The 16636-nt window shown below is 46.3% G+C and carries 14 protein-coding genes and 1 riboswitch; all 14 genes read right to left on the reverse strand.

From position 1 onward, the window contains the following. Positions 1–65: 65 nt before the first annotated feature. The 14 genes from metE to AS29_RS19280 all read right to left on the reverse strand — a co-directional run bounded on the left by metE (position 66) and on the right by AS29_RS19280 (position 16477). The gene (gene metE / locus AS29_RS19215) at positions 66–2309 is read right to left on the reverse strand and encodes a 5-methyltetrahydropteroyltriglutamate--homocysteine S-methyltransferase (protein ID WP_156505988.1); all 2244 of its coding nucleotides are present in this window, start codon (positions 2307–2309) and stop codon (positions 66–68) included. 179 nt (positions 2310–2488) lie between these two features. After that, positions 2489–2673: riboswitch (cobalamin riboswitch) on the reverse strand. Positions 2674–2734: 61 nt separating this feature from the next. Continuing rightward, positions 2735–3376, reverse strand: a complete 642-nt coding sequence (pyrE, locus tag AS29_RS19220; protein WP_035412862.1) for an orotate phosphoribosyltransferase — start codon at positions 3374–3376, stop codon at positions 2735–2737. Next, positions 3373–4092 (reverse strand): orotidine-5'-phosphate decarboxylase, encoded by a 720-nt coding sequence (gene pyrF, locus AS29_RS19225; RefSeq protein WP_035412864.1) that lies wholly within the window; start codon positions 4090–4092, stop codon positions 3373–3375. The genes pyrE and pyrF overlap by 4 nt, the downstream gene beginning before the upstream one ends. After that, entirely contained in the window at positions 4061–4996 is a 936-nt protein-coding gene (locus AS29_RS19230; RefSeq protein WP_035412866.1) for a dihydroorotate dehydrogenase, read from the reverse strand. Before AS29_RS19230 ends, pyrF begins: the two co-directional genes overlap by 32 nt. Then, on the reverse strand, positions 4990–5769 hold the full coding sequence (locus AS29_RS19235; protein WP_035412868.1) for a dihydroorotate dehydrogenase electron transfer subunit: 780 nt from the start codon (positions 5767–5769) through the stop codon (positions 4990–4992). The genes AS29_RS19230 and AS29_RS19235 overlap by 7 nt, the downstream gene beginning before the upstream one ends. Next, positions 5766–8975, reverse strand: coding sequence for a carbamoyl-phosphate synthase large subunit (gene carB, locus AS29_RS19240; RefSeq protein WP_035412871.1), 3210 nt, complete (start codon positions 8973–8975; stop codon positions 5766–5768). The genes AS29_RS19235 and carB overlap by 4 nt, the downstream gene beginning before the upstream one ends. Next, positions 8960–10060, reverse strand: a complete 1101-nt coding sequence (locus AS29_RS19245) for a carbamoyl phosphate synthase small subunit (RefSeq protein ID WP_035412874.1) — start codon at positions 10058–10060, stop codon at positions 8960–8962. Before AS29_RS19245 ends, carB begins: the two co-directional genes overlap by 16 nt. Next, positions 10057–11343, reverse strand: a complete 1287-nt coding sequence (locus AS29_RS19250; protein ID WP_035412875.1) for a dihydroorotase — start codon at positions 11341–11343, stop codon at positions 10057–10059. The genes AS29_RS19245 and AS29_RS19250 overlap by 4 nt, the downstream gene beginning before the upstream one ends. Next, entirely contained in the window at positions 11327–12253 is a 927-nt protein-coding gene (locus AS29_RS19255) for an aspartate carbamoyltransferase catalytic subunit (RefSeq protein WP_035412876.1), read from the reverse strand. The genes AS29_RS19250 and AS29_RS19255 overlap by 17 nt, the downstream gene beginning before the upstream one ends. 189 nt (positions 12254–12442) lie before the next feature. Further along, positions 12443–13756 (reverse strand): uracil permease, encoded by a 1314-nt coding sequence (uraA, locus tag AS29_RS19260; protein ID WP_231889988.1) that lies wholly within the window; start codon positions 13754–13756, stop codon positions 12443–12445. 129 nt (positions 13757–13885) lie between these two features. After that, a complete protein-coding gene (gene pyrR, locus AS29_RS19265) occupies positions 13886–14434 on the reverse strand; it encodes a bifunctional pyr operon transcriptional regulator/uracil phosphoribosyltransferase PyrR (RefSeq protein ID WP_035412881.1) in 549 nt (182 codons plus the stop codon). Between the two features lie 183 nt (positions 14435–14617). Next, positions 14618–15526 (reverse strand): RluA family pseudouridine synthase, encoded by a 909-nt coding sequence (locus AS29_RS19270; RefSeq protein ID WP_035412883.1) that lies wholly within the window; start codon positions 15524–15526, stop codon positions 14618–14620. After that, on the reverse strand, positions 15526–15996 hold the full coding sequence (gene lspA, locus AS29_RS19275; protein ID WP_442854552.1) for a signal peptidase II: 471 nt from the start codon (positions 15994–15996) through the stop codon (positions 15526–15528). The genes AS29_RS19270 and lspA overlap by 1 nt, the downstream gene beginning before the upstream one ends. Positions 15997–16108: 112 nt before the next feature. After that, on the reverse strand, positions 16109–16477 hold the full coding sequence (locus AS29_RS19280) for a TraR/DksA family transcriptional regulator (protein WP_035412888.1): 369 nt from the start codon (positions 16475–16477) through the stop codon (positions 16109–16111). Positions 16478–16636: the final 159 nt, after the last annotated feature.

Genomic DNA, 16636 nt, shown 5'->3' on the forward strand with positions numbered 1-16636 from the left:
CAATGCTTTTTTCCAATCCCTGCAAAAAGAAAACCTCCTTCTATACCAAAAGGAGGCCTCCCCTGTTAAACAATTGAAATCGAAAGGTTTTCTCTAACACGAAACGCGGCTTCTGCCATATTGCGGAGGGATTGTATCGCCTCCTCTTCAGATCTCGTTTTCAGACCGCAGTCCGGATTAATCCAAAACCGGCCGGCCGGCAGAACGACGAGGCACTGCTCAATCACCTTTTCCATCTCAGCGGCTGAAGGAATTCGCGGGCTGTGTATATCATACACTCCTAGTCCGATCATTTTATCATAGCTGAACTCTTTAAAGGTGCTGATCATTTCGCCGCCGCCCCTTGATGTTTCAATGGATAGGACGTCAGCATCCATATCGGATATTGCGTCAATCATTTCTGAGAAATCACTATAGCACATATGAGTGTGAATCTGCGTATCAGCCCTCACATCCCAATGAGTCGCTCTGAATGCATTCACTGCCCATTCTGTATAAGCCGCCTGTTTGCTTTTTTTAAGCGGGAGACCCTCTCTAAACGCTGGTTCATCTATTTGAATCATGGAGATCCCGGCTTTTTCAAGCTCCAGCACTTCTTTTCTTAGAGCTGCTGCAATAAAGCTTGCAAGAACTTCGCTGCTTTGATCATCACGCGGGAAGGACCAGTTCAGAATCGTCACGGGACCTGTCAGCATCCCTTTTACAGGCTTATCCGACAGGGACTGCGAGTACAAAGCAAGCCCGGAGGTAATGGGTCCTCTCCAGCCGATGTCCCCAAAAATGATGGGTGGCTTTACCCCCCTGGAGCCGTAAGACTGGACCCAGCCATGTTTAGTAAAGGCAAAACCATCCAGGTTTTCACCGAAGTACTCAACCATATCATTCCGCTCGAATTCTCCATGCACGAGAACGTCCAGGCCTGCTTCCTCCTGAATCCCGATCCACCGCTTTGTTTCCCTTTTTACAAACACATCATATTCCTGTTTTGAAAGAAGGCCGTCCCGGAATCTCTTCCGCTGCTTTCTCACCTCTTTCGTCTGCGGAAAACTGCCGATTGTTGTCAACGGAAGCAATGGGAGCTGAAAGGCCTTTCTTTGAATTTCCTCTCTCTCGGAAAATGGCTGCTTCCTCTTGAAGGATTGAACCTGATCAGAGAGATTTTCAGATTTCCGATAGTTTGTTAAATCCTGATAGGCGTGATCCCATTCAAGAATTTTATTTTTAGCTTCCAAATCGCTGCTCCCTGCTAGGAGGACGCATTCCTCAAGTTTTTCTTTTGCGAAAGACAGATTGTTATAAAGACCTGCCGGAAGGCTGACTTCACCTTCTAGTGTCTCCGGTACATGAATGAGGCTGCAGGAGGGCTGGATCCATAGCTCGCAAGGCTTGATTTTATTTTGCAGAAACTCCATTAGTTTTAGTGATTCCGTCCCTTTAGCCCGCCATATGTTTCGCCCGTCAATCATTCCTGCTGCCAAAATTTTATCTGACGGAAATCTGTGCTTTTCCATTATGTCAATCGTATTTCCTCTTGTAAAATCAAGACCCCATCCGCTGACAGGCAAGGTCATTAACTGCTGATAAGCTTCAGGAGATTCAAAATACGTTTGTATGCAAATCTTAAGGCTGCTCACTTTCCCGTCCAAATCAGAATACATGGTCTGAATAATCGGGAAATCTTCGGAGGTTTCTTCATAAACAAATGCCGGTTCATCCACTTGAACGATTTGCGCGCCGTGTTCTTCCAGCTGCTGGAGAAGCTGGGCATATAGAGGCAGCAGCTTCTCTGCAGCCTTTTCAAGAGATTCATAGCCCTTAGAAAGCCGGATAAAGGTATAAGGACCGATGATGACAGGTTTTCCATCCGTCCATTCTTTTGCTTCAAGATAATGCTCAAGGGGTTTGTTAAAATTGAGCTTCGGCTCTGAGCCTTCCCACTCTGGTACGAGATAATGGTAATTCGTGTCAAACCACTTCGTCATCGCGCACGCTGTTGCGCGCTTCGATCCCCTTGCCATGGAAAAATAGCAGTCAATGGAGGACGGATTTTCTGTCCGGTGCCTTTCAGGAATCAGGTTAAACATCCAGGCCATATCAAGCATCGCATCGTAGAACGTAAAATCACCGACCGGGACAAGATCAATGCCCGCTTCTTTTTGCTTGCGGACGTTTTCAATCCTGAGTTCTTTCATTTTTGACAGGAAGACAGGCTCACTTATTTCTTTTTTCCAGAAAGACTCAAGCACCTTTTTCCATTCTCTATTCTGTCCTAAACGCGGATATCCTTGATTGCTGCTTTTCAGCTTCATTCAAATCTCTCTCCTTTCGTATTAAACAAAAAAAAAGACTGATCCTGATCTCCCTGTCTGCTCCATATACACTGGCACAGACAGGTCTGACTCGGTTCAGTCTAAAACGATCGATGACAAACATGAAAAAGAAACGGTAGCATCATGATCGTTTCCGCATCTCACCCCCCGAAGACAGAAAACTCCAAGGAATACAGGCAGGTCTCCTGGCTTATGCTTCAGTCTTTTCTGCGCCTTCCCATCCATTATGACAGTGGCTTTTTAGCAGAATCGTCAGCACGTACAGTTGCGGGGACAGCTCCGGATTAAAACCGGATTCCCTATTAAACCGCTAAAAGCGGTACCTGGTATTCCTCTACAATATGAAATTGATAGTTTCTTTTATAGCATATAAGGTTTCACAATTGCAAGAGTAATCTTTCTATTCAGACAGAGGTTTCCGCTCTCCATTCAATCGAGGAAGGATTCTTTCTCCATTGCTCAAGCTTTTTAAGATCCTCTTCTTTAATACGGCTTTCCTCCCTGGCTATCTGAATGAGGGTGGAATAGTCTGTCAATGTCCTGCAGGAAATCAGCTCTTCGCTGAAATTCTGATCAGCTGCGTCAAACTCATAGGTGAAAATAGCAGCAACACCCAATACATCCGCTCCTGCATCACGAAGTGCTTTGACGGTATGAATGGAGCTTCCGCCGGTTGAAATCAGGTCTTCAATGACGACTGCCCGGTCGTTCTCTCCAGCTATTCCCTCAATCATGTTGCCTTTCCCGTGTCCTTTGGCACTTCCGCGCACATAGCACATCGGCAGCCCGAGAATATCGCTGACAAGAGCGGCATGGGCAATCCCAGCCGTTGCCGTTCCGGCAATCAGGATAGCATCCGGATAATTTACCCGGATCACTTGTGCGAGACCTTCTGCTATCTCTTTTCGAATTTCCGGAAATGAAAGTGTTAATCGATTATCGCAGTAAATCGGGGATAGCATGCCGCTTGACCATGTAAACGGCTCATTTGGCTTCAGTGTGACCGCACCTATTTCCAGCAATGATTTTGCCATTTTCTCTTTCATATTTTTACACCCTCCCAGTCCATTTGCATCTTTATGTACGCATTCAGCGGATGTTCTTTTTGAGTAATGCTTCTTCCGGCAACTAAATAGGTTGAATTTTCATTGCGGGCCATCTCTGGTGTTGCGACTCTGGATTGATCCCCTTCCGCATCTCCTGACAGCCGGATCCCAGGCGTAATGGTCATAAAATCGGGGCCAAATTCCTTCTTGATCTGTTTTGACTCCCATACGCTGCATACAACGCCATCCAGGCCTGCTTGTTTAACAAGTGCTGAATAATGATGAACGGCCTCATCCACACTGCCATTAATAAGAAGCTCCTCGTTCATCACCCTCTGTGATGTACTGGTTAACTGAGTAACTCCGATCAAATGCGGCCGCTTCTGTCCTGCAGGAGTTCCTGAAATCAAGCCTTCCATCGCAGCCTCCATCATAGCGCGTCCTCCTGCAGCATGGACATTGACCATGTCCGGCTGAAGCGAAGCAAGTACCTTCATTGCTCTCTTTACGGTATTCGGTATATCATGAAGCTTTAAATCCAAAAAGACTTGATGGCCTTCCTCCTTCAGCCATTCAATCACAGCTGGACCTTCCTTATAAAAAAGCTCCATTCCGGTTTTTACATACAGCTTTTCACTGCCCATTCCCTTCAAAAAGCGGTCTGCTTCTGCTTTATTTTCAAAATCAAGCGCGATGATAATCGGGTTCCGGTGCATCCTCATGACTCCTTCCAATACACTCCCGAATATGGTTGAAACCATATTTTTTCAGCATTTCCGGAAGTTCGTCAATGATTTCTGAACAGATAAACGGATTGACAAAGTTCGCCGTTCCAACAGCAACCGCACTTGCACCGGCATATAAAAACTCTACTGCATCCTCTGCTGACTGAATGCCGCCCATTCCAATGATTGGGATGGACACAGCACGGCTGACCTCATAAATCATCCGGATCGCCACCGGCTTGATGGCAGGACCTGAAAGCCCCCCCGTTTTGTTAGCCAAAACGGGTCTGCCGGTTTTCAGGTCGAGCCGCATTCCAAGAAGTGTATTGATCATCGTTAAGCCGTCTGCTCCAGCCTGTTCCACTGCGATCGCAATCTCAGTAATACTCGTAACATTCGGAGACAGCTTGACATACACAGGCACGCTGGAAACACGTTTTACTGCCGCGGTCAAGTCAGCCGCCATCTTAGGGTCTGTACCAAATGCAATCCCCCCGGTTTTTACATTCGGGCAGGAAATATTCAATTCCAGTGCTGCTACATTTGGAGCCTGGCTGATTCTTTCCGCTACTTCCATGTAATCCTCCGTGCTTGATCCAGCTACATTAGCAATAATCGGTACATCAAAGGATTCAAGCCTTGGCAGCTCGTCCTGGATCACTCCCGCGAGACCGGGATTTTGAAGCCCGATTGCGTTCAGCATCCCGCCCGGCGTCTCTGCTACGCGCGGTGTTTCATTGCCGAATCTTGCTTCAGGTGTCGCTGCTTTTATCATGATGGCACCGAGCTTATTCAAATCATACAGAATGGAGAACTCCTTGCCGAAACCGAAGCACCCGGAAGCAGGCATGACTGGATTTTTCAGCGATAATCCCGGAAGTGTGATGTTCAGCATGAAAGAACCACCTCCCCCGCTCTAAATACCGGCCCGTCACAGCATACCTTTTTGTAGCCGTCGGGGTCATTCGGAACATGGCATACACAGGCAAAGCATGCCCCTATCCCGCACCCCATTCTCTCTTCAAGGGAAAGGTATACGTCCTTGTCTGAATACCTCGTTTCAAGAGCCTTAAGCATCGGTGTCGGACCGCAGGCGTATAAACGTTCAAACTGGATTTCGTGATAGCTGATGGCGTCTGTTACGAATCCTTTCACTCCCAAGCTGCCATCCGTTGTGGAAAAATAGGTATCTCCCAGTCTGGCAAACTCTTCTTTATAAAAGGACGCCTCTATGTTTTCAAAGCCTAATACATGGACAGGCACTGCTCCTATGGCTTTCAGCTGGCGCGAAAGTTCATACAGGGGAGGAACGCCGATGCCGCCTCCTGTAAGCAAAACCTTTTTTCCTTTTAAAGAACTGTCAATAGGAAACCCGTTTCCGAGCGGCCCGATGATGTCTGCTTTTTCTCCAGGTTTTTTTAAAGAAAGAAGTGCCGTGCCTTCCCCGCTTTTTCTGTAGATGATGGTAAATGTCTTGTCCTCACGGCTGATTCTGGCAATGCTGATTGGTCTTCTAAGAAGAGGGACAAATGTTTCCGATACTTTTACATGGACAAACTGGCCGGGCTTCGTCATTTGAAGGGTCAATTCTCCCTGAAGAACCAGTTCAAAAATATTTGCGGCAATTTCTCTATGCGAAACAATCAGCATGTCTTCTTTTCCGGTCATGAATAAACAGCCTCCCGTCCGGGATTCAGCTCCTGCATCGCTTCTGTCGAAAAGCTCATGGATTCAAGAACCTTTAATATCGCTTTCGCTGTATCCAGTGATGTCAGGCACGGCACACCGTTTTCAACGGATTCACGTCGGATTTTGAAGCCGTCTCTTGCCGGCTGTTTGCCTTTTGTCAATGTGTTGATGACAAATTGCGCTTCTCCGTTCCGGATCACATCCAGCAGGTTCGGCTGCTCACTGATTTTATTGACAATTTTTGAAGGAATGCCCGCTTCCTGCAGGTATTCGGCTGTTCCGCTTGTTGCAAGGATCTGGTAGCCGATCCGGTTAAACCGTCTTGCAATTTCCAGGCCTTCCGTTTTGTCTTTATCTGCTACGGTCAGAAGAACAGATCCATATTTATGAATTTGTATTCCGGATGCAACCAAACCTTTATACAAAGCCTTTTCAAGAGTGACGTCTTTCCCCATTACTTCCCCGGTGGATTTCATTTCCGGTCCAAGGGTAATGTCGACCATCCTTAGTTTTGCAAAGGAGAACACAGGCACCTTTACATATACACCAGCCTTCTCTTCAATCAGGCCCGTTTCATATCCCATGTCCCTTAGCTTGTGGCCTAAAACCACTTTCGTTGCAAGATTCGCCATAGGCACGCCGGTAATTTTGCTTAAAAACGGGACCGTTCTGCTTGACCGCGGGTTTACTTCCAGGACGAACACATCTTCTTTATAAATAACAAACTGGATATTCAGGAGGCCGGAGATATTCAGTCCTTTCGCAAGTGCGATCGTATGCTCAATGATTTTGTTTTTGCAGTCATCCGAAAGGGTTTGAGGAGGATATACCGCAATTGAGTCTCCGGAATGGACACCGGCTCTTTCAATATGCTCCATAATTCCCGGTATCACGATCGTCTCCCCGTCAGAGATCGCATCCACTTCAATTTCCTTGCCCGTTAAGTATTTGTCGATCAGGACGGGATGAGCTGGATTTACTTTCACCGCATTCTCCATGTAATAAAGCAATTCTTCTTCCCGATAGACAATTTCCATCGCTCTTCCTCCTAATACATAGGAAGGGCGGACGAGGACCGGGTAGCCAATTTCATTTGCAATGACAGCAGCTTCACGAGCCGATACAGCTGTTTTTCCTAGGGGCTGAGGAATCCCCAGGGTATTCAGTGTTTGCTCAAATTTATCCCGGTTTTCCGCCCGGTCCAAATCCTCCAAAGATGTTCCAAGAATTTTCACACCGCGTGCAGAGAGCTCATCGGCTAGATTAATGGCCGTCTGGCCCCCAAACTGCACGACCACACCGATCGGTTTTTCAAGTTCAATGACATGCATAACATCTTCAGCAGTGAGCGGTTCAAAGTAAAGCTTATCGGAGATGCTGAAATCGGTTGAAACCGTCTCTGGATTATTGTTAATAATAATTGCCTCATAGCCTGCTTCTTTTATCGCCCAGACCGAGTGAACCGTCGCATAGTCAAATTCTACTCCCTGACCGATGCGGATCGGGCCTGAGCCAAGAACGAGAACGCTCTCCCTGGTTGTTACCGCGGACTCATTTTCTTCTTCGTACGTACCGTAAAAATACGGTGTGGACGATTCAAATTCGGCAGCACACGTATCAACCATTTTATAAACAGGCAGGAGTCCCGATTGTTTTCTGAGCTCATAGATTTCTCTCTCATCCGTTGACCATAGATTTGCTATTGCCAGATCAGAGAAGCCATTTGCTTTAGCTTCGTAAAGAACGTCCAGATCATATGGGCGGTTCGCCACATGCTTTTCCAGAGCAATAATTCCGGTTAGCTTATTCAGGAAAAATAAATCAATCCGGCTCCACTCGTGCAGTGTTTCTGCTGAAACTTCTCTCCGAAGTGCTTCTGCAAGATAAAAGAGACGCTCATCTCCCGCTTTGCGGATTCTTTTTTCGATATGAAGGTCGTCAAGCTCTGCTGCACTTTTCAATTCAAGATGATGAACATCTGCTTCGAGTGAACGGACCGCTTTCAGCAGCGATTCCTCAAATGTTCTTCCAATCGCCATTACTTCACCTGTAGCCTTCATTTGGGTACCAAGCCATCTGTTGGCAGATTCGAATTTATCAAATGGCCAGCGCGGAATTTTTGTAACGATATAATCCAAGGCCGGTTCAAAGCAAGCGTATGTTTTGCCGGTAACCGGGTTCATCATTTCATCGAGTGTAAGACCCACGGCAATTTTCGCTGCCAGTTTCGCAATCGGATAGCCTGTTGCCTTAGAGGCAAGAGCAGATGACCGGCTTACCCTCGGGTTGACTTCGATAATGTAATATTGAAAGCTGTCCGGATCGAGTGCGAGCTGAACGTTGCAGCCGCCTTCTATTCCAAGGGCCCTGATAATTTTCAGCGAGACATTTCTTAACAGCTGATATTCCCTGTCGCTCAGCGTCTGTGAAGGTGCCACTACAATGCTGTCTCCAGTATGGATTCCGACAGGATCGAAGTTCTCCATGTTGCAGACGACAATCGCATGGTCCCCGCTGTCCCTCATGACTTCATATTCGATTTCCTTAAAGCCTGCGATGCTTTTTTCAAGAAGGCATTGTGTAACCGGACTTGCTTTTAATCCGTAAGCTACGATTTCGGCAAGCTCTTCCTCATTGCCGCAAATACCGCCGCCTGTGCCGCCTAGGGTAAATGCAGGCCGGACGATAATCGGATAGCCGATTACTTCAGCAAATGCGAAGGCTTCATCAATCGTATGAACAATTTCGCTATCCGGCACCGGCTCATTCAGTTCATTCATTAATCTTCGGAACAGGTCCCTGTCCTCTGCCTTTTGAATGGCCTCCAGACTCGTTCCGAGAATTTCCACGCCGCATTCCTCTAGAACACCGGATTGTGCAAGCTCAACCGCAAGATTCAGGCCGGTTTGACCGCCAAGTGTCGGAACGAGTGCATCCGGTCTCTCTTTGCGGATGATGTTGCTGACAAACTCTGCTGTTAAAGGTTCAATATAAACTTTATCGGCGATTTCCGTATCCGTCATGATTGTGGCAGGATTGGAATTGACGAGAACGACTTCATATCCTTCTTCCTTTAGTGCGATGCACGCCTGAGTCCCTGCATAATCAAATTCTGCAGCCTGGCCAATGACGATCGGTCCAGATCCAATAACTAGTATCTTCTTAATATCTACACGTTTTGGCATAGTCGGTTTCCTGCCTTTCCTGCTGATTCAATCAGTTCCATGAATTGGTCGAACAATCCGTTTGCGTCTTCCGGCCCAGGTGATGCCTCCGGGTGGTACTGCACTGTAAAGGCGGCATGCTGATTATGTTTTAAGCCTTCAATCGTCCGGTCATTTAATGCAATATGAGTAACAGCTAATTCCGTTTGTGCAAGTGAACTATCTCTTACTGTGTAGCCATGGTTTTGAGAAGTAATGGCTACTTTACCCGTTTCCAGATCCTTTACCGGGTGATTGGATCCCCTATGTCCGAATTTCATCTTTTCGGTATCTGCTCCGCATGCCAGAGCAAAAAGCTGATGTCCGAGGCAAATCCCGAATAAAGGGACTTTCCCTAAAACTCCCCTGATCATTTCAATGCCCTCTGGAACATCCTTTGGATCCCCAGGACCGTTTGAAAGCATGATGCCATCAGGATTAAGCTGAAGAATTTCTTCTGCAGAGGTATTAAACGGGACAACAACGACATCGCAATGCCTTTTATTTAATTCCCGGAGGATGCCGTGCTTCATCCCATAATCAACCAGCACGACTCTTCTGCCTCTTCCGGGACTTGCATAAGGGGTTTTCGCTGATACTCTTTCCACCTGGTTCACAGGCAGGCGCACAGCCCTTAACTTCTCTAAAATCGTATGAGGATCTGATTCACTTGAGCAAAGCGCTCCTTTTAGTGTCCCGTGGCTGCGGATGATTCTTGTGAGCCTTCTCGTATCAATCCCGGCAAGACCCGGGATATTTTTCATTTTCAAATACTCGTCTAGCGAATACTCGCTTCTCCAGTTAGATGGGTGGACCGCATGCTCTTTCACAATAAATCCTCCGGTAAATGGAGTGATTGTTTCAAAATCATCGCGGTTGATTCCGTAATTCCCAATCAGCGGATAGGTCATCGTTACAATCTGCCCGCAATAGGATGGGTCAGACAGAATCTCCTGATAACCGGTCATTCCGGTGTTGAACACGATTTCTCCAATTGATTCCCGTTCGCTTCCGAAGCCTTTTCCTGTAAAAATCGTTCCATCTTCAAGTATAAGCAATCGCTTCATGCCCGGACTCCCCTTTCATCGAATACCACGTTACCATTTGCAATGGTGAGAACCGGCCAGCCTGTGCAGCTCCAGCCTGCAAACGGTGTATTTTTCCCCTTTGAAACAAAGGTTTCAGGATCAATTTGCCTTTCGTCCGAGATGTTAATCATCACCAGATCTGCCGGCGCCCCCTCCTTCAAAGTTCCATAAGGCAATCCGAACGTTTTGGACGGCAGGATGGTCAGCCAGTTTAAAAGCTGCTGGAGCGTTGCCATTCCCGTTTTCACAAGGCTGGTATAAAGGAGCGGAAACGCCGTTTCCAGTCCTGTAATACCGAAGGGTGAGAGCTTCATCCCCTCCGCTTTTTCCTCAATCGTATGAGGAGCATGGTCTGTCGCGATAAAATCAATCGTTCCATCCAGCAGACCTTCAATTAATGCCTCTCGATCCTCTCTCCCCCTGAGCGGCGGATTCATTTTGAAATTCGGATCAAGGCCGGGAATATCTTCATCACACAAGATTAAATGATGAGGTGTAACTTCTGCGGTTACATTAATGCCTGCTCTCTTCGCATCTCTCACTGTGCGTACAGATTCCTTCGTGCTGATATGGCACACGTGATAATGGCAGCCAGCTGCTTCAGCGAGCAGAATATCTCTTGCAATATGTACAGATTCACAAACAGATGGAATCCCGTTTATCTGATATTTTTCGGAAAAAACACCTTCGTGGACCGATCCTTTATTAATGAGCGAATTATCCTCGCAGTGCGCCACAATGCTCATCCCCGCTTTAGCCGCCTCTTTCATCGCCTGCAGCATCATTCCTGCTTCCTGAACTCCGACGCCATCATCCGTGAGGGCAAATGCACCTGCTGCTTTTAATTCGCTAAAGCTGGTTAACTTTTTCCCAGCCTGCCTTTCTGTAATCGATGCATAAGGCAAAACTCTTACAGAGGCATTCTCGCGGATTTTCTCCATTAATGCTTCCATCTGCTCTTTATGATCTGGAACGGGGCGGGTATTTGGCATCGCTGCAATGGTTGTAAAACCTCCTTTTGCTGCTGCTTTCGTTCCCGTTTCAATCGTTTCTTTGTGTTCTCCCCCAGGCTCCCTTAAATGAACGTGAACATCAACAAAACCTGCTGACACAATGTGACCGGATGCATCGATTATTTCTTTCCCGCCTCTATGAATGGAATCGTCTATTTTTGCAATCTTTCCTTCTTCAATGAGAAGATCCTGAATATGAAACTTGCCTTCGCTGTTAAGTATGTTTGCCTGTTTAAGAATATAAGACATGGTGATCCTCTCCTCTTTTCAGCATTTTAGATTCAAGCGCTCTTGCCAGAACGGCCATCCTTACATATACTCCGTTTTCCATCTGTTTAAAAATTCTGGAGCGGCTGCACTCCACAAGACTGCTTTCGATTTCAACTCCCCGGTTAATTGGGGCAGGATGCATAATGATTCCGTGATCCTTCATATTTTTTTCCCTTTCAGCTGTTAATCCGTACCGGTCAAGGTAGGATTCCGTATCTGCTGCAGCAGTCGAAGCATGACGCTCATGCTGAATTCTTAAGAGCATCACAACATCCGAATTCTCTATTGCCTCATCAACAGAGACGCTGTGTCCGAAAGCATTAAGCGGATCCTGCCATTCAGGCGGGCCAGAGAAAAGAACATTCGCTCCAAGCCTTGTGAGCGTTTCAGCATTCGACCGGGCCACACGGCTGTGGCGGATGTCTCCGTGGATGCTTACGGTTAACCCTTTGAATCCGCCGAATTCTTCATGGATGGTCATCAGATCCAGCAGAGACTGTGTCGGATGATTTCCGCAGCCGTCCCCCGCATTTAGAATGGGAATGCCAACGTGTTCCTTTAAGCTTTCAAAATAACGGTCCATTGGATGTCTGATAATGACTGCGTCCGCTCCGATCGCCTCCAGTGTCCGGACTGTGTCATACAGAGTCTCGCCTTTCTGAACACTCGAGCTTTCGGCCTGAAAGTTCAGCACTTGAATTCCCAGTCTTTTTTCGGCAACCTCAAAACTAAACCGTGTCCTCGTACTGGGTTCAAAAAACAGATTTGCAGCAAATACCGGGTTTTCCTTCGGCGAAGGCAGATCCCCTGCTTTCATGCACTTTGCGTTATGAATGATTTCAAAGATTTCATCAATTCCGAGCTCAGACATGGTTAAAAGATGCTTCATCGTTCCATCCCCCTTTTGTTAGATCCTGTTTTCATTCAGCCAAAGAAACTGGTTCAAACAGACATGTTTAAAAGACCTAATAAAAACACCCTGAACAATCCGGTTCAGGGTGCAGGAAAACAGAAGGGCCATCAGGCCTTTCTTTACACCCTTTCAAGTCTCTCTGGACTTTATTTAAAAGGCGGTATATTAAGAGACAGCCGATTTCTTTTCCGTCTCGTTTTCAACTTTGCTTTCTGCATCAGGCTCATTGCCAGGCAAAACCATATTAAGGATCACTCCGATGATGGCGGCAAGCGCCATTCCGTGTAGCTCGAAGTTCTGGCCGATTTTTATCACAGCTCCACCGATTCCAATGACAAGGATAACAGATGAAATAATTAAATTCCGTTTGTCCCCAAGATCAATCTGGCTGTCAATCAGCATGCGCAGCCCTGATGAAGCGATAATTCCGAAAAGCAGGATGGAAACGCCCCCCATAACCGGGGTAGGAATTGAACTGATTAGTGCTGAAATTTTCCCGATAAATCCGAACGTAATGGCAAGAACAGCTGCCCCTCCCAGAACAAATACGCTGTATACTCTCGTGATCGCCAAAACTCCGATGTTTTCACCATATGTCGTGTTTGGAGGTCCCCCAATAAGGGCGGCGGCAAATGTAGCGAGCCCATCTCCCATGATGGAGCGGTGCAGCCCGGGCTTTTGAACCAAATCCCTTCCTACGACATTGCTTAGAACCATTTGATGTCCGATATGTTCAGAGAGCGTGACAAGCGCAACAGGCGCCATCAAGAGAAGAATCTGCCATGAAAACTGAGGCTGATAATCCACAAATGGAATGGTAAAGTTTGGAACCTGCAGCCAGCTTGCCTGGGCAACTTTGCTGAAATCCACTATGCCGATTGCCAGTGCATATAAGTAACCTGTAAAAATTCCAATCAGCACCGGAATCAGATTGAAAAACCCTTTGAAGTAAATCGAGCAGATAATCGTAACAGCTAGTGTAATGAGAGCAGCCGAGAAGTGAAGCAGACTATATTCACCAGCTGGGTTATTCGCAGCCATTCCGACCGCTGTACCTGCAAGACTAAGGCCGATAACAATGATCACCGGACCGACCACCACCGGCGGCATCAACCTTAAAATCCAGCGGTGTCCCGTCCCTTTAATGATCAAGGCGACTAGCGCATAGACAGCTCCTGCAAGCATACTGCCCACCATTGCTGCTCCAGGTCCTCCGCCGGTTTGTGCTGCTATTAGCGGGGCGATAAAGGCAAAAGAAGAACCAAGATAAGCCGGCACTTGAAATTTCGTAATCAGCAGGAAAATTAAGGTTCCAACTCCGCTTGAGATCAATGCGACGGCAGGATCCATCTTAACAAGGAATGGGACAAGGATCGTAGCCCCAAACATCGCAAACAAATGCTGGAAGCTAAGTGTGAGCCAAGTAGCCGGGTTGGGTTTATCGTGTATATCAAGAACAATTTTTTCGTTTTCTTTCATCATTTTCCCTCCTATTAAAAAACCTCTTTGCCTGAGAGCAAAGAGGTACACAGAAAGACAGGCATCCCTGTAAAGGAAGCATCTGTTTCCGGTTCTCTTTGCGGTCTCACGGGACTGCATTAAAAAGAACTAGCTATTTTTTTCAAAAATGGAGACTTGATCGCACTCATCAACCTCTGCCATCTCAACGACAATCTTCTCAGAGCTTGAGGTCGGAATGTTTTTCCCGACAAAATCAGCGCGGATCGGAAGCTCACGATGGCCTCTGTCAACCAATACCGCAAGCTGGATGGCTGCCGGCCTCCCGATATCAACAAGCGCATCCATGGCCGCACGTACCGTCCGCCCGGTATACAGCACATCATCCACAAGAATCACCTTTTTATCACGAATGGACTGCGGAATATCCGAGCCCCTGACAAGCGGCTCCTGACTGCTTGTTTTTTTCGTTAAATCATCCCGGTAAAGCGTAATATCGAGTTCCCCGATTGGAATATCCTTGCCTTCAATCTGGCGGATTTTTTCTGCAAGCCGGTTAGCGATATAGATTCCTCTTGTTTTAATCCCGATCAGCAGGCAGTCATCAATTCCTTTATTGCGTTCAATAATTTCATGGGCAATTCGGGTTAATGCTCTCCTGATTGCCTGTTCATCCAATACGACTGCTTTTTTTGACATTCTTACCTGCCTCCCTTCATTTAGGGCAAAAATAAAGCCCTCCTATCCTGCTGGGATAAGAGGGCATAGAAATTCATTGTATCATTACATCTGCCGTACCCTTCCCAGCCTCACAGGACTGCACTTAAAGGTTCTATTCAACTAATAGATATTATGGCAAATGCATGGCTTTCTGTCAATGCTTTATTTGTCGATTTGTGTTAAAAGCTTGCTAAAATACTCTGGAAGCGGTGCTTCAAATTCCAAATACTCACCGGACCTTGGATGAACGAATCCAAGAATTCCTGCATGAAGAGCCTGTCCTCCGATTGAAAGGGTTTTTCTTGGTCCGTATTTCGGGTCACCTGCCAGCGGGTAGCCAATGTACTTCATGTGAACGCGGATTTGATGAGTTCTTCCGGTTTCAAGCTGGCACTCGATGAAAGTATAATCTTTAAATCGTTCGAGAACTTTAAAGTGAGTAACAGCGTCACGGCTGTTTTCTCGTGTTACCGTCATACTTTGGCGATCCTGCTTATCACGGCCGATCGGGGCATCTACTGTTCCCTGGTCATGGGAGATGTTCCCGTGGACAAGCGCTTTATACCGTCTTGTAACGGTTTTTGCAACAAGCTGACTGACAAGTGATTCATGCGCTAAATCATTTTTGGCCACCATCAGCAGTCCTGAAGTGTCTTTGTCAATACGATGGACAATCCCCGGTCTTAAAACCCCGTTGATTCCTGATAAATCTTTGCAATGAGCCATCAGACCATTTACAAGTGTTCCAGTCAGATGACCTGGAGCCGGGTGAACAACCATCCCTTTTGGTTTGTTTACTACAAGAACATCACTGTCCTCATAAAATATTTCCAAATCCATTTCTTCCGCCTGAATATTTAATTCTTCAGGCTCTGGAATTTCAACTGTTATAAGATCGCCTTCTGCGCCTTTATAATTTGTTTTTACTGCATTGCCATTAACAAGAACCAGCCCGCTCTTCATCATCGACTGAATCTGCGTGCGGGACCATTCCTGATTTAACACGGAAAGTGTTTTATCAAGCCTGTCCCCGGCATGTTCATTTACTATCGTATATTCATGGATGTCCATTACAAGATTTGCCCCTCTTTTTTCTCATTTTTACTGTCAATCATCATTTGAATAAACAGCAGTGCGACTCCTACGCAAAGAGCAGAATCTGCAATATTGAAAATTGGGAAATTGTACGAGAAGATAAAAGTTTGCACAAAATCAACAACCTCCTGGTGGCGAACACGGTCAATAAAATTCCCAATGGCCCCGCCAAGCATTAATCCTAATGCAGCTCCCAGCAAGAGCGCTTTCGCTGCGAATTTTTGGATATAATACACAATCGCACCAATCACAACAAGCGTTACAATATAGAAGAACCACATCTGTCCCTGAAGAATTCCCCATGCCGCCCCTTCATTTCGATGGGACGTGATATAAAAGAAATTTTCGATGACAGGTATGCTTTCTCCAATTTCTAAGTTTTGAACAACCAGCCATTTTGTCAGCTGATCCAAACAAATAATAGCAATCGCAAGTATGTAGCTCACTAAACGCACGTACGTTCCCCCAACCATTCAAATTAGATACATTGAATTTTATCACAAAAAAATAAAAAGAGTAAGGAATAGCGGAAAAAACCGTTCAAATTCATGAACGGTTCTAAAACACCATCTCTCCTGTGCTTTGATCTTCATAATCGATTACTCCCGTATAGTCAAATGGAAGCGACTTTTTTTCATATTGGTCCTTATAAGAAAAATCATGAATGCTCCTTGCTGTCGGCAAAAACTTAAGACTGGCCAGAGGCAGCACTGCTCCCGTCTCTTCACAAATGCCATATAACCCGCTGTTCATTTTGTTCAGCGCATGCTCCACATCATGAAGCTCTTCTTTCACATGATACATGAGCGTTCCAGATAACGCCTCTGAATTCCCGTTATCAAAAAATGAATGGTGAAACAATCGCTCCTGAAGCTCCTCCCGCATTAATTCAAGCTCTTTTCTAATCGCAAAAAAATCATTGCTCAATGCGGCTCAACTCCTGCTGTAAGGTTTGTAAAAATAGTTTATCCTTTCAGCCGAACCTCACCCTGTTCATTTTTTTCCACGGATTTTTTATTGGGTTTGTCTGAGTGATTTGTCTGGCAAACCGTGGTTTTTTTGCCTGACTATTTGTCAGACAATCCG

The organism is Bacillus sp. SJS (genome assembly GCF_000732485.2).
GTDB classification, from domain to species: Bacteria; Bacillota; Bacilli; order Bacillales; family Bacillaceae; genus Metabacillus_B; species Metabacillus_B sediminis.

Coding starts and splice junctions, on each gene's coding strand:
- uraA (WP_231889988.1), bottom strand. CDS start 13,756: ATGAAAGAAAACGAAAAAATTGTTCTTGATATACACGATAAACCCAAC.
- pyrE (WP_035412862.1), bottom strand. CDS start 3,376: ATGAAAGAGAAAATGGCAAAATCATTGCTGGAAATAGGTGCGGTCACA.
- AS29_RS19270 (WP_035412883.1), bottom strand. CDS start 15,526: ATGGACATCCATGAATATACGATAGTAAATGAACATGCCGGGGACAGG.
- carB (WP_035412871.1), bottom strand. CDS start 8,975: ATGCCAAAACGTGTAGATATTAAGAAGATACTAGTTATTGGATCTGGA.
- metE (WP_156505988.1), bottom strand. CDS start 2,309: ATGAAGCTGAAAAGCAGCAATCAAGGATATCCGCGTTTAGGACAGAAT.
- pyrR (WP_035412881.1), bottom strand. CDS start 14,434: ATGTCAAAAAAAGCAGTCGTATTGGATGAACAGGCAATCAGGAGAGCA.
- pyrF (WP_035412864.1), bottom strand. CDS start 4,092: ATGCACCGGAACCCGATTATCATCGCGCTTGATTTTGAAAATAAAGCA.
- AS29_RS19235 (WP_035412868.1), bottom strand. CDS start 5,769: ATGACCGGAAAAGAAGACATGCTGATTGTTTCGCATAGAGAAATTGCC.
- AS29_RS19245 (WP_035412874.1), bottom strand. CDS start 10,060: ATGAAGCGATTGCTTATACTTGAAGATGGAACGATTTTTACAGGAAAA.
- AS29_RS19250 (WP_035412875.1), bottom strand. CDS start 11,343: ATGTCTTATATTCTTAAACAGGCAAACATACTTAACAGCGAAGGCAAG.
- AS29_RS19255 (WP_035412876.1), bottom strand. CDS start 12,253: ATGAAGCATCTTTTAACCATGTCTGAGCTCGGAATTGATGAAATCTTT.
- AS29_RS19230 (WP_035412866.1), bottom strand. CDS start 4,996: ATGCTGAACATCACACTTCCGGGATTATCGCTGAAAAATCCAGTCATG.